This is a genomic window from Patescibacteria group bacterium, from assembly GCA_028715115.1.
Lineage (GTDB): Bacteria > Patescibacteriota > Patescibacteriia > UBA2591 > UBA4787 > JAQUSN01.
The window spans coordinates 39,271-60,560 of record JAQUSN010000001.1; the positions used below are offsets into that span (position 1 = coordinate 39,271).

Consider the following 21,290-nt stretch of genomic DNA (forward strand, 5'->3'; position numbering starts at 1 on the left):
CCAACTGGCAGATCATTCTTTTCCGGGAGACGCATTCTGCCGTTGAACCATACCCGCCTAAAATTATTTTTTAGAGCTATTCTTAATTTTTTTTAATTGTCCTCTTAATTTGGCTTTTTGATAAAAACTTAGTCTATCAATCAATAATTTACCGACTAAATGATCCATCTCGTGTAAAATTACTCTAGCTAAAAGATCTTCAGCCCTAATAATGGTTTTTTGTCCGCTAGAAAAATCTATATTTTCAATTTCTATTTTTTCCGGCCGTTTGACTAATACGGATACTCCTGGCACGCTTAAACATCCTTCTTCTAATTTTTTGCATTTTTTTGACTTCTTAATTATTTTGGGATTAATTAAAATAATCGGTCCTTCGCCAATATCAACGATGGCGATTTTTTTAGCCACTCCCACTTGATTAGCGGCTAGACCAACTCCATCAGCATCGCCTAAAGTCGCCAGCATATTGGCAATTAGTTTTCTCGCCTCATCGTCAATAGCTAAAACCGACTTAGCCGTCTGACGCAAAACTGGATGCCCATAAGCTACAATATCTAAAATTTGCGAGGTAAAATTTTTTATCTCGCTATTAATTATCGGTATAGCATTGATTCTCTTGCCTTTTGAGGATAAAGTCATAAGTAAATAATATATTAGCAAAATCTGCCGATTTGTCAAAATTAGTTAGACAATTATCGACGTTGGGTATATACTTAAACTATTAAATAGTAATATAGATTTTATGATTCTCTTTTGGGTCATTTTAATTGTCGTTGTTTTGTTTATTCTTTGGCTGATTGGCGTTTTTAATTCGTTGGTTATGGCTAAAAACCGAACCAATGAAGCTTGGGCTGACATAGAAGTACAATTAAAACGCCGCTATGATTTAATCCCCAATTTAGTTGAAACCGTCAAAGGCTATGCGACGCACGAACGTGAACTTTTTGAAAAGGTTACCTTGGCCCGCACTAAAGCTATGGGCGCACAAACCCTTAAAGAGCATGGCGAAGCGGAAAATATGCTAACCGGCACGCTGAAATCTTTATTCGCCGTAGCGGAAAATTATCCAGACCTTAAGGCCAACCAAAACTTTTTAGAATTACAAAGAGAATTAGTTGACGCTGAAGATAAAATCCAGGCTGCTCGCCGATTTTATAACAGCAACGTCAGAGACTTTAACACAAAAATAGAAATCTTCCCGAATCGCATTGTGGCTGGTTGGTTAAAATTCACTTCTCGCGACTTCTTTGAACTGGGCGAAAATGACGCAGCCGCCAAAGAACCGGTTAAAGTAAAATTTTAATCACATGAATCTCTATAACAATATTTCTTCCAATATTCGCAAGACATGGTTGCTTATGACAATTTTTTTGATTTTGATTATCGGTATCGGCTATTGGTTGTCCTATGTTTATAATTCTTATGATATTTTGATTATTGCCGTTATTTTTAGCGTAGGTACCAGCTTTCTTTCCTATTGGTATTCTGATAAAATCGTGTTGGGCTTAAATAAAGCGCAGGAAATAAAAAAACAAGACGCACCCGAGCTTTATCGCTTGATTGAAAATCTCTGTATTACTGCCGGTTTGCCGACGCCAAAAGTATATGTTCTTGAAGAACCAGCTATGAATGCTTTTGCCACCGGACGAAATGCCCAACACGCGGTTATTGCGGTTACTCGCGGCCTATTAGAAAAGCTAGACAAAACCGAATTAGAAGGGGTTATTGCTCATGAATTATCACATATTGGCAATCGCGACATGTTACTGCAAACTGTAGTGGTAATTCTGGTTGGCATGCTTACTATGGCTTGTAATTTATTTTTTAGATTGAGTTTTTATGGGGGCCGACGGCGCTCTGACAATAACGAAGGTGGCGCGGCCGGCGCGATATTTTTAGTCTTGGGTTTGATTGCTATTATTCTAGCGCCGATTTTAGCCAGATTGCTTAGTTTAGCTATTTCGCGCAAGAGAGAGTTTTTGGCTGACAGCTCCGGCGCCATGCTTACTCGCTATCCTGACGGCTTAGCCAGCGCTCTAGAAAAAATAGGCCAAGATCAAGCGCCGCTTAAAGTCGCTAATCCAGCTATGGCCCATCTTTACATCGACAATCCGTTTCACAATCAGCAAAAAATAAATTGGTTTAACAAGCTATTCCTGACTCACCCGCCGATGGAAGATCGAATCAGGGTTTTAAGGCAAATGAATATTCAATAAGGTGACCCTCCGACTCGCAAACTCGCTCCGGGTTATTTTAGCTCCGCTTAATACCCGCTGACTTGGCATTGAAGCTAAAATAAAAAATATAAAGTAAAACAAAAATCCTGAGTTAATCGGGATTTTTTGTTTAGAAAATTTCTGGCGGGATAAACTTCGTTTCACTACACTTATCTCATCTTTCTGCTGTTAAACTTCACCAACACCTCATTAAGCGAAGTGTTAGCGGAGTTTAATGGCGAGACGTTCGGGTTAAGCGCCCCGATAGCAAAACTTTATAAGGGTATTTTAACGTTATTTTTGCTGAGATCCTAATGTTTACGGGTCGCAGCTAAAACAGAAAGAATATAAATATTATAAGTTATCTTGAAATAATCCCGTTTTAAGTTGCATAATATATCTTTCCACAAGATCTATATTTTCCTTTGTCGCGATTATACTAGTGGGTGAGAACTTATAAATCTGGGATCTATTACTTAAAAGCTGGTTGAATAAATTTGACAGCTCTCTCGGTATGTTGTTATTTTTAGCTTCAATATTGACTAAAGATTGGGTGGCGCCGTGAGTTTTCGCACCTTTTATATTATTACCTTGTAGAGGATTTTTAAAAAGTGTAGCATGTAAAGCCTGTTCGAGAGCTTGAAATAAATTATATGCTTTAACCTTTTCGGTACTTACGGCCTTAGCGGACTTGATAAAATCTTCGGCTAATCTTATCTTTTCACATGCATTTTTTTTGTTCGGGATAAAGTTAAAATAAATTGTCCAGTATTTGTTTATGGTGACCACAGCAATAAAACCAAAGTTGTCAAAAATTTCTTCAGGAACCGATATATTCTTTATTTTATGTTTTGCTAGTTCTTGAGCGGTAATAGGAGCGCCGGGCACTAAAGGGCCACCCACCGAGGGATCAATAGTGATTTTAAGTTCGGTTTCTCCATTCAGGCGAATTTCTGTTTTTTCCGGTCTAAATATTATTAAAATTGCGTAAATAGGATCGGTAAAGTTGCGACGAGCAACTTCAGGCATAATCCACAATTCATGGATTTGTCTGATTAAATTTTGAGTAGCGATAGTGTTCATGTCCTAATTAACTACTGCGCCATGGAAAAAAATAATATTTAAAAATAAAGATTCGGGTCATGCCGATAAAAAATTTTAATGGCGGGGGTGGCAGGAATCGGACCCGCATTATCGGTTTTGGAGACCGGTGTTCTACCACTGAACTACACCCCCGTATTTGATGGTTTTGCCTACCTGCCGCAGGAGACTAGTGCTCTGCTTCACCCCACCTAAACAAGCCGGGCAAATTTAACTACGCCCCCAGGCTGGTAGTACACTGTTTATTTAGTTTCCTTGTGAACAATATGCTTTCGGCAAGAACGGCAATATTTTTTCAATTGCAAACGCTCTTTGACGTTTTTTTTATTTTTCGTGGAAAAATAATTAAGCCGATGGCATCCCGTACATTCTAATTTTATCAAATTTTCTTGACTCATAGAAAAATGGTTATGTATTAATAATATTTTCTAAAACTAAACCGTCCCCCTTAATTAAAGTAAAGCTCCGGAAAAATCATCTCGAGATTACTCGCTCGACCACCTCTCTTGAATTTTAGGACAAGTAATATTCTTATTCTTTCTCGGGGTTAAAAATTTCTTGCGAGCCAGCTTCTATTTGGTTGTCCGGAGGGAAAGATCGAGAAAATTCAATTTGCTTACCAAGAATATTGGCGAGCCTTTGTTTCCCATCTTCTGTAAAACTGCCCGTAAACCCCACCTTCCCTTTGTCCGCCTCTATTCCACGCAGTTCACCGAGATCACCGAATTCGTAAACCTCCTTTAGCTTTTCCTCGGGTATGCCCAAAAGGAGAAACAGCTTCTCTACTTGCATTGTTTTAATCTTACCGGGGCCACCTGATGGTATATGCACGGAATTGTATTCTGGAAAAACAAAAGCTCTACAAGGAACGCCAACCTTGGCGCTAGCCCGAAGATCGTCTAGAAACTTCTGGTCTTTCGCTTCTTCTTTTGCAATCCACTCTTCAGCAGCTTCATAATCTCTTTTTGTCGGCTGAGCGTCTTTATTTAGCGAGCCAATCGTTTTGTAATCAAACACTTTTCCGCTTGCTTCAACCTCCATTCTAACTGCCGCGAACGATCTTGCTATGGTTTCTACCCTCTTTTCTCTCGGCACTTTATACCATGGTACTATATTGGGTTCAGGCCTTCTGACCGTGTTCTCTGGTGATGATACCGCCTCATGTTTTCTAAAAGGATTAAACATAGATTTAATAGTTTGATATTAATTTATAACTTCAACCTGGTCTATCTTATATTTCGACCTTTAAAATTAACATGCCCTTCCCATTAGCCGAGGGTCGGAATCGAACCGACAACCTATGGTTTACAAAACCATTGCTCTGCCTATTGAGCTACCTCGGCATAGTCAGCTCAGACTAAGGCGGACGGGCAGAGCCACTACCGCCCAGTTTTAAGAAAAACTGGAATAGGCTGTTGTCCCGACGTTTCAGTAGAAAAGTCGGGTCTCCGACCGAAAGCGTCGGAGAGCTAGGGCGGCATGCTCGCGGTTACAAATCGCGTAACTATTTTTTTCTAGCCAATTTTCTTGTTTCCTGAATTATACCCATATAAATTCTGGTGGGCGGGGCAGGATTTGCACCTGCGAAGGCCGGAGGCCAACAGATTTACAGTCTGCTGCATTTGACTACTTTGCTACCCGCCCCAATTAACATCTAAGCCCGAGGTCGGATTTGAACCGACGACCTACTCCTTACCATGGAGTTGCTCTACCAGCTGAGCTACCCGGGCATGTTGTAAATATTGTTTTAAAATTTTCTGCTTTAATTTGGCGCTATATAAACTTTTAAAGTATTTTTCTTGTTCCATCGCTTCAACTCGTGTATCAAATGATTCTTGATGAATAACAATAAACGGCCTTCTATTTTTTGTCGATATTACCTGCCCACTATTATGTTTTTTAACTCTCGCCACTAGGTCATCAGTTTGCCCAACATATAATTTTTTATCTTTCAGGCTATATAAGATATAAACAAAATACATATTTTGCTACTTGCTTTACCCTAATTCGAGCTTATTAGATAAGCTCGAACGGGCCGTCCAGTTTTAAGAAAAACTGGAATAGGCCAGCTGAGCTACCCGGGCATAAAAACATGATTAAAAATTATAGCAGATATTCGTTAAAAAATCAAGAGGTTTTCTTAGAAAAAACTTTCTTACAAAAAGCAGCAAATTTTGAACAACCGACTCTTGTATCCTTAAAAAATTTTTGCCACCAAGCTGCCCACTCGCGCATAAACCTTTGCTGCATTAAATTCTTTTTAATTTCCGCTTGTAGTTCTGATCTGGTATCTAGCGGGATAGAGGCAACTAAAGGCAGTTTTTTGAAAATTATTGCCCAAATAATAATTAGCGCTCCAACTAAAATTATTAATAATAGAATATTGAAAATCATATAATAATTATTAAGAAATTATTCGGCACAAACGAATGAATTCAGTGGGGTTCAGGCTGGCCGCTCCAACTAAAATTCCATCAATAGTGTCTTGTTCTAAAAACTTTTTAATGTTGTTGTGATTGATATTCCCACCGTAAACAAAATTGATATTATTGCGAACTATCGGCAAAGGATATAAATCAATCATCTTCTGCTTAATAACTCGATTAACGTATTCTGCTTCGTCGGCCAGAATGGTTTGCCCTGAACCGCTAACCCAAACCGGCTCATAGGCTAAAATTAATTTTTGGTGAACTTTTAATTTTACTCCATCCAACGCTTGGCCGACCTGCTCCATTATCTTATAATCACGAGCCCCGCTTTGTCTTTCGGTAAAGGTTTCGCCCACACAGACAATCGGTGTTAAGTCGTTATTAAGGGCGATTTTTATTTTTTTATTAATCATTTCGCTCGTCTCTCCTAAATATTCCCGACGTTCAGAATGACCTACTAACACATACTGACAACCGATCTGTTTTAAAAATAACGGCGAAGTTTCACCGGTATACGATCCTCGTTCTTCCCAAAAACAATTTTGTGCGCCCAAAGCGATATTTAAACCGCCAATTTTGTTCTTTTTTATAATATTTTGCGCGCTAATTAAAGAAATAAGGTCGGGACAAAAAACTAAATCAAAATTTTTAATACTTTTGTTCTTTTTTAATTCTTTTAAAATATCGGCCAGTAAAAAATCCGTTTCCTTTGAAGAAATGTTCATCTTCCAATTCGCAATAATTATGGGTTGTTTCATAATAAATTAATTATTTATTCTCAGCCGCCCAAACAGTCAAACCCTTAACCTCCTGAGCTCTATCTTGCTCGCTATTGGCGCCCAATAAAATAACTATAAAATCATTTTTTTGATATTCAGTAATGCCGGCAAAACAATAGCCCGCTTCTTCGAGATAACCAGTCTTACCCAAATTAACCGTTAAAAAACTATTCAAAAGCTTATTAGTATTTTTAACCTGATATGATTTGGTCCCTCCGCTGAGCGTAGTTTTAAAACTATATATTTTATTAGCTAAAGCTTCGGTTATCTCTTTTTTATCTTTTACTTCCATAATCAATTTGGCTAAATCTTGCGCGCTGGATAAATTGCCGGAATTAAGACCGGTTGGTTCGATAAAAATAGTTTGTTTCATTCCTAATCCTCCGGCCTTCTGATTCATCTGCCCGACAAAATTATTACCGCAGCAAAATGGCGTTTGGCGAACTATGGTTTTAATAACATTATTGGCTGATTTAACCAGGGCGGCAGTAAACAAATCCTTTAAATTTATTTTCTCTCCGTCACTAAAAGCAATTTGCGACGGTTCCAAAGATTTGCCTTTTTGCTCTGAATCAGTATTATCTTCTTTTTTGTATTCTATCTGTAACGACCAATCGGGATTAGTCCCTAAAAAAATATCGGCAGTCATCAGTTTAGTTAAACTGGCAATCGGCAAAGGTTGTTCGATATTCTTGGCAAATAAAACTTTATTGGAAGATAAGTCGATAACCAAAGCGCTTTTAGCAGTCAAATCAATGCCCAAACTCACGGGCTTATCTTCTATTTTATCAAAGCTGATGACTTGATTGACGAGCGTCGGTTGCGGCAATTGAGTCGATAAGTTCAGGGTTAGTAAACTGGCTAAAAAAAATAACAACATAATTAACAAACAGATAAATGCTTTTCGAAATAAACTTTTAATTCGTCAGCTTTAATTAATTCCTGCTTCATACTATCTCTGTCGCGAATCGTGACCGTGCCTTTTTCTAAGGTATCGAAGTCAACGGTAACGCAATACGGCGTGCCGATTTCATCTTGGCGGCGATAGCGCTTACCGATATTGCCATTGTCGTCGAACTCGCACATATATCGTTTTTTTAAATCTTCATAAATGGAGCGAGCTTTGGCTACTAATTCCGGCTTATTTTTCAGAAGCGGAAAAACAGCAATTCTAATCGGGGCTATCTTTTTATCAAATTTCAAAACTATGCGCGTTTCATCTTTTACTTTTTCTTCATGATAAGCGGCATCAACAAACATTAAAAATAACCTAGTTAAGCCAACCGACGTTTCAACCACGTGTGGAATGAATTTTTCTTTTGTTTCTGAATCAAAATAGGTCAAATCAACTCCGGAAAACTCAGAATGCCTGGATAAGTCCCAATCGCCGCGAGCATGCACCCCCTCAACCTCTTTAAAGTCGCCTAGCGCCTTAAAATCATATTCAATATCACAGGCTTTAGAAGCATAATGCGCTAGTTTCTCATGCTCGTGCCAACGAATTTGTTTTTTGTCTATACCGTTTTCTAAATACCAATTCCAGCGAATTTCTCGCCACATTTCATAAGCTTTTTTTACGTCTTTGGGATTTAAAAAATATTGCATTTCCATTTGCTCAAATTCTCTGGTGCGGAAAATAAATTGCCGGGCCACTATTTCGTTGCGAAAAGCTTTGCCGACCTGGGCTATGCCAAATGGCAATTTAGGGTGTAGGGAATCAAGCGTATTTTTATATTCCAAATAAATACCACCGCAAGTTTCTGGACGCAAATAAACGACATTCTCTTCGGTCAGCGCTTCAGTTGGCGAACCGAGGTTTGATTTAACCATTAAAGAAAATTGTTTGGCTTCGGTTAAATCCGTACTGCCGCAAACCGGACATTTTAATTTGCCCTTGGCTCTTAATTTGTTTATTTCTTTATTGATGAAGTCGAGCGACTCCTTGTCAGTCTTAACTCCCAGCGGTTCAAGTAAATCTTCGGCAGTGGTGCGATTCTTACATTTACGGCAATCAATCATCGGATCGCTAAAGCTCGCCACATGCCCTGAGGCAACCCAGGTTTTTGGATGCATGAAAATAGCGCTATCTAGACCCAAGACATCGTCGCGCCGCTCAACCATCGCCTTCCACCAGGAATCGCGAATATTATTTTTAAGCATTACACCATAATGACCGTAGTCGTAAATGGCCGACAATCCCCCATAAATTTCCGAAGAAGGAAAAACAAAACCGCGGCGTTTACAAAGCGAAACTATTTTGTCCATTATTTCCTGATTTGCCATAGATAATATAAAAAATTAAATAATATAGTATTGCCAAGGGAGCGACCTGCCCGCCTATTGCCTATCCAAGAGTTAATCTAAACAAGAATTAAAGAAACAATATTCTTTCTAGGTTTTAACTCCATGGGACGGCGTTGGCAGGCGGGGCGATAAAGAAAAATTAATTTTTCTTTTCCGATCCGCCAGCCGGCGGAGTTGGCAACAATAGGATGTTATACATCCTATTATAATATAAATAATAAAAAAGAAAAGCCAAAAACCTGGCTTAAAAGCGGTAAAGTATTGAGTTGGTTTTTAAATATCCTGGGCTCGTTTGATCACGATAATGCCCATGGCCTGAGCCAAAACCGACAATGATTTATCACGGGTTAATAAATATATTTTATCATTTTCCGTCCTTTTTAAGGATAAACAAGAAGCAATAATACGCAGGTCTGTCGTGCCGATTAAGTCGCGTAAAGCGGTGGCGTGTGGATCAGAAATCGGGGCTAAGTTTATTTTTTCTCGTTTTAAATTCCACTCTCGTTTATTTTTACGGAAAATATTTCTTAACTGCTCGGCGGTGTTAGTGTCAAATTCGGCCAAAGTTTTGTTCTCGATTGATTGTAAAAGTCCGGAGCGAGACGAGCCGGCCACGTGCCATTTCCTGTTTAATATCTTCTGCAAAATAATAATCTGGATAATGAAAAATATATTATAGTGCATATTTTCGTCCTCTTCTTTCTCCTTTTGCAACCCCATACGCAGCACTTGTTCTAAAACGGCGCGAGGGATATAAATATTTTTCAAATATTTTAATCGTTCGCGATCCTGACCGCTCAATAAAACACAGGTGTCAACCACCACGTTTTTTTTCTTTCGGCTTAACCCCCAAAAATATAGTCGTATCTTTTTAAACATGTAGATATTATAATCAAAATCAAATAAAAAGTCAATTCTTCTGTTAAACTTTACCTCGACTTATCAACTGTCTCAATTTGGACATTAATTCTAAGTAAAAATAAAGATTATGAATACTTGCCAAACGCTGACCAAGTTGCTCATTAATCACGAATAAATGCCGTAAATAAGCACGTGTAAAATTCGAGCATGTATAACAAGCGCATTTTGAACTAATCGGCCGAAAATCGTTTTTGAACTTCTCGTTGGTAATATGGATCTGGTCGTAGAAATTTCCTTTTAATTCTTTGTTTTTCCAAATGTATAATAAGCCGTGCCGGGCGTTACGTGTTGGAATGACGCAATCAAACATATCCACGCCGAGCTTGACCGACTGAACGATTTGTTCGGGTTTACCCGCCCCCATTAAATAACGCGGCTTATTTTTTGGTAAAAACGGCTCAACCACTTTTATGGTCTTATAGGTCAACCCTGTTGGTTCGCCAACGGCCAAACCGCCAATCGCATATCCTGCCCAGCCCGGGGCGAAGCCTTTAGGGGAAAGATCCAAAGCAACCAGTTGTTTGGCGCTTTCCATCCGCAAATCCTGAAAAGTACCACCTTGAATAATACCAAATAACAAAGATTTGTTTTTATGCTTTTTAAATTCCTGCTGACCGCGCTTAGCCCAGCGACTGGTTAACTCCAGCGCTTTTTTTGCTTCTTCTTTTTTAGCCGGATAACCGATGCACTGATCAAAACTCATAATAATGTCGCTTCCCAAGGTCAGTTGAATTTTTATTGATTCTTCCGGGGTCAAATTTATTTCCCGGCCATCAATTTCAGAACGAAACTTAACGCCTTGTTCGCTGATTTTTCTACGATGCGCCAAAGAAAAAACCTGAAAGCCGCCCGAGTCGGTTAAAATCGGCTTATCCCAATTTATAAATCGGTGAAGTCCACCGGCTTTTTTTATAATCTCCAACCCTGGCCGAGTAAATAAATGATAAGTATTGCCCAAAATAATCTGCGCGCCCAGAGTGTTTAATTCGTCGGGTGCTAAATGTTTGACCGCGCCGCGCGTGGCAATGGGCATAAAAATCGGCGTGGCAACAACACCATGCGCCGTGGTCAGTTTGCCCAGGCGCGCTTTAGATTTCTTTGATTGTTTTAATAATTTAAAAGACATAATTTATCCTAAATGCCATTTAAAGAAGCGATTTATAACTACTTTGGCACGACGAAAATCAGCTTTTATGAATTTACTTCGCTCTAATTGATCAAAACGACGATACAATAATTGACGCAAAACTTCGGCCACGGCCGGACTAATTGAGATGGCCGCGGCATGTTTTTTTACCAAACATTTTTCACACACCAAACCGCCATGAGACACATCAAAAAATATTTTTTCACCCGCCTTGGGCTGCCGATGGCAAAACAAGCATTTTTTTATTTCCGGCTGATAACCCAATAAAGACAAAAACTTTAGTAAAAAGGCGTAAAAAAATATTTCTTTATCGATTAAGGTGCGCCGGTTCAGGCTTTCTAAAAATTTTACTATTAAATCGAAAACTTGACGATTAATTTTTTCCGGTTTGATGATTTCATCCAGCGTTTTAAATAAGCGCGCCAAGAGCCAAGTCTTGTCGTAACTAGATAAAATATTTTTGAAATACTTTTTTATTTCACCGCCGATTAAATGATAATGATTTCTGCCTGATTCAAGTGAAAGACTTAGTATAGCATAAAATCCGCTGGTCAGCGGAGCTAATTTGCTATTTGATTTTTGAGCGCTGCGAACCAAAATATCAACCTTACCGAGTTCACGGGTATAACAAGTAATTATCCGGTCGTGTTCTTTATGCACTCTCGACCGTAAAACTATGGCATTAAGAACCATATTGAATTATATAAACAATATTATTTCTGCTCCATCAATATCGGCTTCTTTAGAAAACTTCGCTTCTTTGGGTTGGCCAAGAATAAAATTATTGCTTAATGTTTCGGTTTTAATCTTATCAGAAAAATTATCGATAACGCCTCTTAAGCCTTCGTCGCCGGTGCCATAATATAAATCGATTTTATCTTTAATGGTCAATTTAGCTTCCTTGCGGAACGAATTTATTTGACGAACCAACTCACGCACCTGTCCCTCGGCTTTTAATTCAGGAGTAATGATCGTATTAAGAGCAACTCTGTCTTCGGCGCTCACCCAGCCGTCGCCGCTCGATAATTTTTCGACAATCGTCGTCTCTTTAACGTTTAATTCTTCTCTGATGATTCCCAGAAGTTCTACCGGAACCTGACATGATTTGGCAATTTCTAAACGGCCAAGCGGTTGGCGGACTTTAACGCCACTCGAAGCTCGCAAACTGTGAGCCAAAGCGCAGATATCAACGACTGCCTTCATCTGGCTAAGTAATTTCTCGTCAATTAGAGATTTATCGGCTATCGGCCAATCGGATAAATGAACCGAATCGGCTTTATTGGTTAGTTGCTGATAAATTTCATCGCTGATAAACGGCGTAAATGGCGCTAATAATTTAGCTATGCCTAATAAAACATAACCTAAAACCTGGCTTTCGTTAGGATTTTTTTTGAAACGATCGCGTGAACGGCGAATATACCATTGCGACAATTCGGTGATAAAAGCTTCGATGTCGCGGCCGGCAGTCGTTATATCATACTTATCTAATCTTTCGGTAACGTTTTTGACCAAAAAATTATATTTTGCCAAAAGCCATTTATCTAAAACATTTGATGATTTATTTGCTTCAATATTAGACGGCAAAGAATGACCGGTTAATTTATAAAACTCCAAGCAATTCCAAAGTGTCAGAAGCATGCGTTGCACGACTTTTTTCACACCTTCAGTATCAAACAGTTTGCTTTCGCCAGGCTGATTGACGGTATACAAATACCAACGCAGGGCATCAACGCCGTATTCGTTGATCACGCTCATCGGCGCGATGACATTACCCACGTGCTTGGACATCTTCTGTCCCTTTTTATCTAAAATATGACCCAAACAGATCGCGTTTTTATAGCAAGCGCCTTGATCTAAGAGCGTCGAAATACCGAGCAAAGTATAAAACCAGCCACGCGTCTGATCAATGGCCTCGGAAATATATTCAGCCGGATAGTTTATGCCTTTATCGATTCTCTCTTTATTCTCAAAAGGATAATGCCACTGGGCAAAGGGCATGGCGCCGGAATCAAACCAACAATCCATCACTTCGGCTACGCGGGTCATTTTTTTGCCACACCCAGGGCAGTTCCAGGTGTAATCATCAATATATGGTTTATGCGGATCAAAAGGCTCAGGTAATTGTTTACCGGCTTTCTCTGATAATTCTTTATAAGAGCCTAAACATTCTCTGTGTTGGCAGCCCTTACATTCCCAGATCGGAATCGGTGTACCCCAATAACGTTCACGCGAGATCGCCCAGTCTTTAATGCCGCTTAACCATTCACCGAAACGTCCTTCTTTGATGTGGGCCGGCACCCAATTTATTTCCTTGGCATTATCCAATAATTGTTTTTGCAGTTCGGTCATTCTGATAAACCAGGATTTTCTCGAATAATATAAAAGCGGTGAATCGCAGCGCCAGCAAAAAGGATAATCGTGCGCGTATAATTCCGTACCAAAAAGAATGCCTCGTTTTTTCAAATCTTCCATAATGTCCGCATCAGCATCTTTGGCAAATTTCCCCTTGCCCGGCACATCAACTACCAGCTTGCCCTCCAAATCAAGTGTCAGCATTTCCGGAATTGGCAGTTTATCTTGAATAAATAATTGATAATCTTCTTCGCCGTAATGAGGCGCGATATGAACCATGCCCGTGCCGTCTTTAATAGAAACGAAATCAGCCGCGTAAACTTTAAAATAAGTTGGATCATCGTAAATCTTGTACATCGGTTCATAGCGCCAGCCAATTATCTTATCGCCCTTAAATTCTTCGACAATTTCATAGCCATGCGCGCCCAAAACTTTATCTACTAAATTTTTAGCTAAAATATAAAAATCTTGGCCTGACTTAGCTTTGACATATTCTATTCGTTCACCGGCGGCTACGGCCAAATTTGACGGTAAAGTCCAGGGCGTAGTCGTCCAAACTAATAAATAGGTATTTTCCTGACCGACAACTTTTAATTTCAAATAAACTGATTGCTCTTTGACGTTTTTATAACCCTGGGCCACTTCATGCGAAGACAAGGCCGTGCCACAACGCGGACAATATGGCACCACTTTATAGGCTTGATAAATCAAACCCTTGTCCCAAACTTGTTTAAAAATCCACCATAGAGTTTCAATATATTCTTTCTCATATGTGATGTAGGGATGTTCGAGGTCCAACCAGAAACCGATGCGCCGAGTCATATCTTCCCACTCTTTTTTATATTTCCAAACGTTTTCCTTACATTTTTCATTGAATTTGGCCACGCCGTATTTCTCAATGTCCGGCTTGCCGGAAACGCCGATTTGTTTTTCAACTTCAAGCTCAACCGGCAATCCTTGCGTATCCCAACCAGCCTTACGTTCAACAAAATATCCCTGCATGGTCTTATAGCGCAAAATGATATCTTTAAAAATTCGGGCTAAAACATGATGAATGCCGGGCAGACCGTTGGCGGTCGGCGGACCTTCAAAAAACACAAAATTGCCCTTGGGCGATTTTTTCGCCAAAGATTTGGCAAAAGTTTTGTCCTTATCCCAAAAAGCCAGGATCTTTTCTTCAATTTTAGAAAAATTTATCATACCAAATTTGTCGAAATCAAGGTTGGTTAATAGAAAAATAATACCACAAAATTAATCGTTGTCAACAAAAAACGCCTAAATCAGGCGTTAATCGGAGCTTATGGCGTTGTTATTAACAATTATTTAATATCTTGACATTTTCTTAAAAACGTGCTATAGTATAATTACCAATTAATAAGGAGGCTCCGGTGAGCGATTTCTTGAAGATATTGATCGGCTTAGTAATGCTGATCGGAGGCGGACTACTGAGCTATACGGCGTTCTGCCCCATCGTCCTGTGCATTGCCGGAGCAGGCGCCATCATAGCGCTTTGGTCCGCTTATGTCATGGCTTGCCGGTCTTGTCACATAGCAGGCTGACTTCGGTCAGCCTGCTTCTGCTTTTATTTAATTTTTTCTTTTATTTTTAATATTATTTCGTCAACCTTGCTTTGCCAAGAATTTTCTCGGGCCGCTTCGATTCGCAGTCTTTCCCGTTCAGCGTCATTTTCGGCCAGAGCTTTTTCTATATTTTGCTGAAAACCGGCATAATCCTGGGCAAAATAAATCAAATGTGAAAATTTGCCCAAGGCCGGCATCGGCGTACTGACTACCGGCTTACCACAAGCCAGATAGTCATAAAGTTTCATCGGGTTCATCGACATAACAAACTCATTGACTTGATGGGGAATAATGGCTACATCAAATTGATGAATATAATTTGGCGCCGCATCATAACCCTTACGGCCCAAAAAATAAACGTTTTTATACTTTTTTAATTGGCGAATTTCTGAGGGCGCCTTTCTGAAGGAACGGAAAAATTGCGGCCAAATCGGCCCAACTAAAACCAGGGATTTGTCCGGATTTTTTTCGGCCACATATTCTAATAAATTAAAATCTAAACGATCTTGAATAATGCCCAAATATCCGATAATCGGATGTTTTATTTTTTTCATATCAAACGGCACTTTATCGGCGCCGATAAAGTGCGACGCATCAACGCCGTTAGGCAGCCAATAAATGTCCTTGTTCCGCCCCAGCTGCCGAAACAAATCAACCAACGAATTGGCAACGGTAAAAATTAAATCGGCCTTTTGGCTGATAATTTGATAATTTCTTTTTAAAATTTCTTGATATTTAATATAAGAGGGGTGGGCCAACCAATTATCCACGGCCTCAAAAACATTTAAATCCTCGTTTAACCGACCAAAATATTCAATAAACATCGGGAAATAGGAAATCACCACTCGCTTCATTTGTTTTGGTCCGTCGTTTAATTTTTCTAAAATAGAATTTAATTTTTTTATTACCAATTTTTTTGAAAAAAAAGAATCAATGGTGGAAAAAACTATTAATTTTTCATTAATTTGCCTAACTCGCGTGGTCGGATCGCTATAAATCAACTCTTGCTGGGGAGCGCCGATAATATTTTCTATCCAATTTCGAATCGCTCGATGAAATGTAAAAGGCAAAAAATCAACAACTACAATTCTTTTAATTTCGGGGCTGGCCAATAATGAATTTAAAATATGAAAATTACGATTATTGGTGCCGCGCTGCCACTCTGAATACGAAGACATGTTAAACATTATCAGCTCCATATCTTTTAGCGATTAGTTTTAAAAAATTTGGTCAAGTTTTTTAAATATTGAATATCGGCTGCATTAATAAGTCCCATAATCCAAACGCCTAAAGCATAAATACCAACGCCAATGATGGCCACCACCCACCAAGGAAAAAGCGAATTTAATAAAACCATAATTAAGCCCATGACTACGCTGATAACTAAAACCTGGACGAATTTACTTAAAAGCGAACGAAGTGGAATAAAAATTACTTTCTGCGTTCCGAGCCAACCCAAAACAACCAGCAAAATAAAACTTAAAACAAAGGCAATAGAAGAACCTATCTGTTGTAGTAAAGGAATTAAAAGCAAGTTAAAAATAATTATTACTATCATGGCTACGGCTCGATTAAAAACATTGCGTTTTTCTTGGCCGATGGCGTTTAAAACGGTAAAAAATACATAATCCAAGAAAACAAACAACATACTCCAGCTTAAAATTTTTAAAGCCGGCACGGCCGATAAGAATTTATCACCGAAAAGAATTAGAATCGCCGGTTCGGCTAAAACCCATAAGCCCACCGCCAGCGGTACGGTAAATAAAATAATATAGAAAATAATTTGTTCTAAAATTCTTTTTAATTCTTCTTTATTGTTTATAAAATAAAAACAAGCCGCCGGATAAAGCGCCGAAACCAGAGCAATCGGGAACATCCTCAGCCCTGCCGGAATCTTGCCGGCCGCCGAATAAAATCCAACTGCCTGATCATTAGCCAAGCGCGACAAAAGCACAACATCAATATAAGAAAAAACCGTGCCGAATAAACCAGACCAAAAAAATGGCAAAGAGACTTTAATCATTCCTCGAATAGTCGCCTTGTCTAGTTTTAGGCTTATCTTAATTGATCTTTTTTTGCGCAAAAAAAACATTCCGTTTAAAAAATTAAAGATTGAAGCTAAAATTAACGGAATGATTAAATATGGCAAAGGTAAATGGGCGAATAAAATCACCAAACCAGTTGCTAAAACGATTACTTGATAAATTCCCAAACCCAGACCTTCATATTTTAAGTTTTGCCAACCGCGCAACACCGAATAGTTGGTATTGGCAAGATTCTCTAAAACAATAACCAAGCCGGCCAAATAAACTAATTGTCGAGTAATCTCCGGATAAGGTAGAAGCTTAACCGCGATAACTATTAAAAGATAAATAATCGCCGAGGTGATCAGCTTAACCGAAATAATATTGTAAAAATAACCTCTAGCCTTTTCTTCGTCACGAGCGGCTTCGCGTATTAAAAATTGGTTTAAGCCCAAGTCGATAAAAATAGAAAAAATCGCCGCAAAAGAAATGGCGAAAGTGTATTTACCGACTGAGTCAGGCCCTAAAAATCTGGCTAAAAAAATAAAATAGACAAAGGCCAGTATTTTCTGAACAACCGACCCGCTAAGTAAATAAATACTATTGCGAGATATACTGGCCATATGACTATTAATTTATATAGCTCTTTAGCGTTTAGTCCATTGTGGAGCGCGTCGAGCTCGCTTTAAACCTGGTTTCTTTCTCTCTTTCTTTCGAGAATCACGGCTTAACAATCCTAATGGTTTTAAGGTTTTTCTAACTTCAGCATTAAAAATCACCAAAGCACGGGCAATACCAAGACTAACCGCTTCGGCTTGCCCCATGATGCCACCGCCATTAACTTTAACATCAAAAGTTCCTTTCTTGTCCCATCCGGCCGCGGAAATTGGTCTTTCAACTGTTTTTTGCCAGTCAAAATATGAAAAATATTTACTAATTGGTTTGCCGTTAACCGAAATCTCCCCTTGGCCATCGGTAAAAAACTTTACACGAGCCACTGAGGTTTTTCGTTTGCCGGTCGCTAAAATGAATTTATTTTCGGCCGCATGGCGAACCGGCGCGGTTTTAACAACCGGTTTCTCTATTTTGTGTTCGATCGCTTTGTGTTCTAAATGAACTGCGGCTGGTTTTTTAACGGCCGTTTTTTTGATAGTTTTTTTAGTAGCTGGTTTTTTAATTTTAGTGGGCATATTACTTCTTTATTTCAAAGGCTAATCGCTTAAGCATTGGTTTTCTTAATTTATTTTTGGGCAACATGTGAGATACGGCTCTTAAAAGAACTTTTTGCGGTTCTTTAATAAAAACTTCTCCCATTAGCTTGGATTTCATGCCACCAGGATAATTACTATAATGGAAATATTTTTTTTGGGTTAATTTATTGGGCCAAATCTTCATTTTATCAACATTTGAAACGATCACACGATCGCCGCATTCTTTATAAGGAACATAACTGGCTTTATGCTTGCCAATTAAAAGGGTGCTGATTTTAGTCGCCAATCGGCCCGGAGTTTCACCACTAGCGTCAAGATGATGTGTTTTGATTTTATTTTCTGCCATAATTTTTTAAAATGCGAGCATCCCGTCTCGGTGGGACAACCCATAATTAGATAAATTCGAGCACGGCAACCTTGGCCGCATCGCCCTTTCTTTGTTTTAATTTTACTACGCGAGTATAACCACCCGGCCTGCTGTTATAGCGAGGACCAAGTGTCTCTAGTAATTTTTTGGTGGCTGTCTGATTATTTAAGTAAGATAAAATTTTTCGACGGCTTGATAAATCATTTTTTTTAGCCATAGTCACTAATCTTTCGGCTAAAGACTTAACGGTTTTAGCTTTAACTTCGGTAGTTTTAATCTTTTCAGCTAAAATAAAATTAATAGCCAAGCCCCTTAACAAGGCCCTGTGTGGACTGCTCTTTCTATCAAGGGTTTTTTTATTTTTTCTATGTCGCATAACTACTTCTTTGATTTAGCTTTAACAACTTTCTTCTTAATGACCTTTTTAACCGTTTTAACTTTTGCCTTGGCTTTCTTAGCCTTAACCGTCTTTTCTTCAGATTTAATATCCATTCCTTGGGCAATGGTTCTTGCCTGGCCGGTTAAAAAGGCAAATTGACTATTTAACAAATCGGCTGCTTCGACAAAAGCTGCATAAGGAGTAATAGTGCCATCGGTTTCGATGGTTAATTTTAGTCTGTCATAATCAGTACGCTTACCAACGCGCATGTCTTCAACGTCAGAGGCAATCTTAACGATTGGGCTAAAAATTGAATCCAGAACAATAGTACCAAGGTCTAAGCCAGTACGATCTTTTTCTTCTGATGGAATATAGCCGAAACCCTTGCTAATATTAATTTCAATTTCTAATTCTGCCTTTTTGTCGGTTAAGGTTGCCAAATGCAAATCAGGGTTAACTATTTCCACGTCGGCTGATTTTTCGATATCTTTGGCGGTGACTTCTTTTTCTCCTTTTACCGATAATTTAAGCTGGATCGGCTCTTCTCTAAAAACCTTAAATCTTAGTTGTTTAAAATTTAAAACTAAATGCAAAATATCTTCTTCAACGTGGGGTAAAGTTGAAAATTCGTGGCGACCGCCTTTAATTTTGATCGAATCAACGGCTGCCCCGGGCAAAGACGATAGAAGAACTCTTCGTAAAGCATTGCCCCAAGTAATGCCGTAGCCCGGATAACATGGCTCGATAGTAAAATAACCCTTATTTTTGTTTTCGGGATCGGCCTGGTATTCAATTTTATTCGGTAAAATTATTTGCTCCATAAAATATGTTTTATTTTTTAATATTTTATCGACTATAAAATTCGACGACTAATTTGGTATTAAAATCTTTCGGCAAATCTTCGGCGCCCGGCAATTTGATGACTTTAATCTCCGGCTTGGTTTCATCAATCAACAGCCAAGGAACACACCTTTCTCGGCGCTCTTTAGAGGCAACGGAACCGGTTAAAGCTTCCTGAACTTTTTTTGTTAATTTTGTGTTTGATTTTAAAGCAATCACGTTATTAACCCTTACTTTAAAAGAAGGAATACTGACTTTACGTTTATTAACCGTAACATGGCCGTGATTAATCATTTGCCTGACACCATAGCGAGACGTGCCGAATCCGGCATTAAATACTACGCTATCTAATCTGGTTTCAAGCATTCTGATTAAATCAATTTCGGTATTACCAGTTTTCTTTTTAGCCTTATTAAAATAATTTTTTAATTGCCGCTCGGAAATATTATAAAATCTTTTAATTTTTTGTTTTTCGCGCAATTGAATGCCATAACCGGTCATTTTTGGATAGCCCTTTTGACCATGGATTCCTGGCGGATATTTTCTTTTAACTATTTCGCATTTAGTCGTATAACAACGATCGCCTTTTAGAAAAAGTTTGGTTCCTTCGCGGCGACAAATTCTGCATTTTGGACCTAACATAGATGTTTTAAAAAATTAGACTCGTCTGACTTTTGCCGGCCGACAACCGTTATGCGGTACCGGAGTCAAATCTTGAATCGATAAAATATTTAAGCCATTGGCATGGAAAGCTCGAACCGCGCCTTCACGTCCAGCACCAACGCCTCGAATAAAAACTTGAACTTCTCTCACGCCATATTTGGCGATTTTATCCAATAAATCTTTAACCACTATTCCGGCGGCATAAGGAGTAGCCTTTTTCGGTCCACTAAATCCCATTTTGCCCGCTGCTGACCAGCCCAAAACATTACCTTGCAAATCGGTCACATTAATAATGGTATTATTATAAGTAGCATGAACATAAGCCCGCCCGCGCGGGACCTGAGTCACCACTTTATTGGACTTTCTCACTTTTTTTACTTTTTCGGCTTTTATTGCTTCGGCCATATTAATTTAAATTAAGATTAACCTTTAGTGACGGCGCGACGACCGCTACCCATGGTATGGCGAACATTGCCGCGGACTGTGCGCGAATTAGTTTTGGTTCGTTGTCCGCGAACCGGCAAATGTTTGGCATGTCGAGATCCACGATAAGAACTGATTTCTTTCAATCGTTTAATATTCGCGGAAACATCGCGGCGCAAATCGCCTTCTACGCGATAAGTATTCTCAATATGAGATTTTAGACTATCGATTTCTTTATCGCTTAAATCTTTAACTCTTTTTTCTCCGTCAACGTTAGTTTTGTTTAAAATTTTTTTAACCGTAGTTGGGCCAATGCCAAAAATATAGGTTAAACCTATTTTAACCTTTTTCTGCGGGGGAAGATTGATACCGGCAATTCTAGCCATAAAAATTAAAAATTAATCGTTATCCCTGTCTTTGTTTATGCTTGGGGGTAACTTTACAAATAACATAAACTCGCTTGCCCCGACGGACAAGTTTACAATGTCGACAAATTGGTTTTACAGATGTTCGAACCTTCATCAAACCTACGAATTACGAATAATGAGTGAATT

General features: G+C 38.9%; 24 protein-coding genes and 4 tRNA genes. 2 read left to right on the forward strand and 26 right to left on the reverse strand.

The genetic code is table 11. From position 1 onward, the window contains the following. Positions 1-63 precede the first annotated feature (63 nt). Positions 64-639, reverse strand: coding sequence for a peptide deformylase (gene def / locus PHV78_00185; GenBank protein MDD5395675.1), 576 nt, complete (start codon positions 637-639; stop codon positions 64-66). Positions 640-742: 103 nt separating this feature from the next. Between def and PHV78_00190 the strand changes: the two genes are divergently transcribed. Together PHV78_00190 and PHV78_00195 are read left to right on the forward strand one after the other, a co-directional pair. Continuing rightward, positions 743-1,303: a LemA family protein gene (locus PHV78_00190; GenBank protein ID MDD5395676.1), complete on the forward strand. Its 561-nt coding sequence runs from the start codon at positions 743-745 to the stop codon at positions 1,301-1,303. A gap of 4 nt (positions 1,304-1,307) precedes the next feature. Then, positions 1,308-2,216, forward strand: a complete 909-nt coding sequence (locus tag PHV78_00195) for a M48 family metallopeptidase (GenBank protein MDD5395677.1) — start codon at positions 1,308-1,310, stop codon at positions 2,214-2,216. Between the two features lie 354 nt (positions 2,217-2,570). Here PHV78_00195 and PHV78_00200 read toward each other — a convergent pair whose 3' ends face one another. From PHV78_00200 to rpmJ, 25 genes are all read right to left on the reverse strand, one after another. Beyond that, complete coding sequence (locus tag PHV78_00200) at positions 2,571-3,299, reverse strand: hypothetical protein (protein MDD5395678.1); 729 nt, start codon at positions 3,297-3,299, stop codon at positions 2,571-2,573. A 79-nt stretch (positions 3,300-3,378) separates the two neighbouring features. Beyond that, positions 3,379-3,452, reverse strand: a tRNA-Trp gene (locus PHV78_00205). A 107-nt stretch (positions 3,453-3,559) separates the two neighbouring features. Next, positions 3,560-3,715 carry a 50S ribosomal protein L33 gene (rpmG, locus tag PHV78_00210; protein ID MDD5395679.1) on the reverse strand — a complete coding sequence of 52 codons (156 nt, stop codon included), beginning with the start codon at positions 3,713-3,715 and terminating at the stop codon, positions 3,560-3,562. A gap of 133 nt (positions 3,716-3,848) precedes the next feature. Continuing rightward, on the reverse strand, positions 3,849-4,502 hold the full coding sequence (locus PHV78_00215) for a hypothetical protein (GenBank protein ID MDD5395680.1): 654 nt from the start codon (positions 4,500-4,502) through the stop codon (positions 3,849-3,851). An 85-nt stretch (positions 4,503-4,587) separates the two neighbouring features. Continuing rightward, a tRNA-Thr gene (locus PHV78_00220) sits at positions 4,588-4,660 on the reverse strand. A 214-nt stretch (positions 4,661-4,874) separates the two neighbouring features. Further along, positions 4,875-4,961 (reverse strand) — tRNA-Tyr (locus PHV78_00225). A 13-nt stretch (positions 4,962-4,974) separates the two neighbouring features. Then, positions 4,975-5,047: transfer RNA gene (locus PHV78_00230), tRNA-Thr, on the reverse strand. Between the two features lie 397 nt (positions 5,048-5,444). Next, complete coding sequence (locus tag PHV78_00235) at positions 5,445-5,711, reverse strand: hypothetical protein (protein ID MDD5395681.1); 267 nt, start codon at positions 5,709-5,711, stop codon at positions 5,445-5,447. A 10-nt stretch (positions 5,712-5,721) separates the two neighbouring features. Beyond that, positions 5,722-6,504 carry a triose-phosphate isomerase gene (gene tpiA / locus PHV78_00240; protein MDD5395682.1) on the reverse strand — a complete coding sequence of 261 codons (783 nt, stop codon included), beginning with the start codon at positions 6,502-6,504 and terminating at the stop codon, positions 5,722-5,724. A gap of 10 nt (positions 6,505-6,514) precedes the next feature. Further along, positions 6,515-7,405: a serine hydrolase gene (locus PHV78_00245; GenBank protein MDD5395683.1), complete on the reverse strand. Its 891-nt coding sequence runs from the start codon at positions 7,403-7,405 to the stop codon at positions 6,515-6,517. 2 nt (positions 7,406-7,407) lie between these two features. Then, complete coding sequence (locus tag PHV78_00250; GenBank protein ID MDD5395684.1) at positions 7,408-8,808, reverse strand: glycine--tRNA ligase; 1,401 nt, start codon at positions 8,806-8,808, stop codon at positions 7,408-7,410. 294 nt (positions 8,809-9,102) lie between these two features. Beyond that, positions 9,103-9,708, reverse strand: a complete 606-nt coding sequence (locus PHV78_00255; protein MDD5395685.1) for a PIN domain-containing protein — start codon at positions 9,706-9,708, stop codon at positions 9,103-9,105. Positions 9,709-9,751: 43 nt separating this feature from the next. Further along, positions 9,752-10,876, reverse strand: coding sequence for a tRNA guanosine(34) transglycosylase Tgt (gene tgt / locus PHV78_00260; protein MDD5395686.1), 1,125 nt, complete (start codon positions 10,874-10,876; stop codon positions 9,752-9,754). A gap of 3 nt (positions 10,877-10,879) precedes the next feature. Beyond that, entirely contained in the window at positions 10,880-11,590 is a 711-nt protein-coding gene (gene recO, locus PHV78_00265) for a DNA repair protein RecO (GenBank protein ID MDD5395687.1), read from the reverse strand. A 6-nt stretch (positions 11,591-11,596) separates the two neighbouring features. Further along, entirely contained in the window at positions 11,597-14,449 is a 2,853-nt protein-coding gene (gene ileS, locus PHV78_00270; GenBank protein ID MDD5395688.1) for an isoleucine--tRNA ligase, read from the reverse strand. Positions 14,450-14,831: 382 nt separating this feature from the next. Then, positions 14,832-16,007 (reverse strand): glycosyltransferase, encoded by a 1,176-nt coding sequence (locus PHV78_00275; GenBank protein MDD5395689.1) that lies wholly within the window; start codon positions 16,005-16,007, stop codon positions 14,832-14,834. Positions 16,008-16,033: 26 nt separating this feature from the next. After that, positions 16,034-17,476, reverse strand: a complete 1,443-nt coding sequence (locus tag PHV78_00280) for a flippase (protein MDD5395690.1) — start codon at positions 17,474-17,476, stop codon at positions 16,034-16,036. A gap of 24 nt (positions 17,477-17,500) precedes the next feature. Then, positions 17,501-17,881, reverse strand: coding sequence for a 30S ribosomal protein S9 (gene rpsI / locus PHV78_00285; protein ID MDD5395691.1), 381 nt, complete (start codon positions 17,879-17,881; stop codon positions 17,501-17,503). 163 nt (positions 17,882-18,044) lie between these two features. Beyond that, on the reverse strand, positions 18,045-18,410 hold the full coding sequence (gene rplM, locus PHV78_00290; protein MDD5395692.1) for a 50S ribosomal protein L13: 366 nt from the start codon (positions 18,408-18,410) through the stop codon (positions 18,045-18,047). A 46-nt stretch (positions 18,411-18,456) separates the two neighbouring features. Further along, on the reverse strand, positions 18,457-18,807 hold the full coding sequence (gene rplQ / locus PHV78_00295; GenBank protein ID MDD5395693.1) for a 50S ribosomal protein L17: 351 nt from the start codon (positions 18,805-18,807) through the stop codon (positions 18,457-18,459). Between the two features lie 2 nt (positions 18,808-18,809). Further along, positions 18,810-19,631 (reverse strand): DNA-directed RNA polymerase subunit alpha, encoded by an 822-nt coding sequence (rpoA, locus tag PHV78_00300; protein MDD5395694.1) that lies wholly within the window; start codon positions 19,629-19,631, stop codon positions 18,810-18,812. Positions 19,632-19,656: 25 nt separating this feature from the next. Beyond that, a complete protein-coding gene (rpsD, locus tag PHV78_00305) occupies positions 19,657-20,292 on the reverse strand; it encodes a 30S ribosomal protein S4 (protein ID MDD5395695.1) in 636 nt (211 codons plus the stop codon). Between the two features lie 15 nt (positions 20,293-20,307). Next, the gene (gene rpsK / locus PHV78_00310; protein ID MDD5395696.1) at positions 20,308-20,718 is read right to left on the reverse strand and encodes a 30S ribosomal protein S11; all 411 of its coding nucleotides are present in this window, start codon (positions 20,716-20,718) and stop codon (positions 20,308-20,310) included. A gap of 17 nt (positions 20,719-20,735) precedes the next feature. Continuing rightward, the gene (gene rpsM / locus PHV78_00315; protein ID MDD5395697.1) at positions 20,736-21,122 is read right to left on the reverse strand and encodes a 30S ribosomal protein S13; all 387 of its coding nucleotides are present in this window, start codon (positions 21,120-21,122) and stop codon (positions 20,736-20,738) included. 19 nt (positions 21,123-21,141) lie between these two features. Beyond that, complete coding sequence (gene rpmJ, locus PHV78_00320) at positions 21,142-21,258, reverse strand: 50S ribosomal protein L36 (GenBank protein MDD5395698.1); 117 nt, start codon at positions 21,256-21,258, stop codon at positions 21,142-21,144. Positions 21,259-21,290 lie beyond the last annotated feature (32 nt).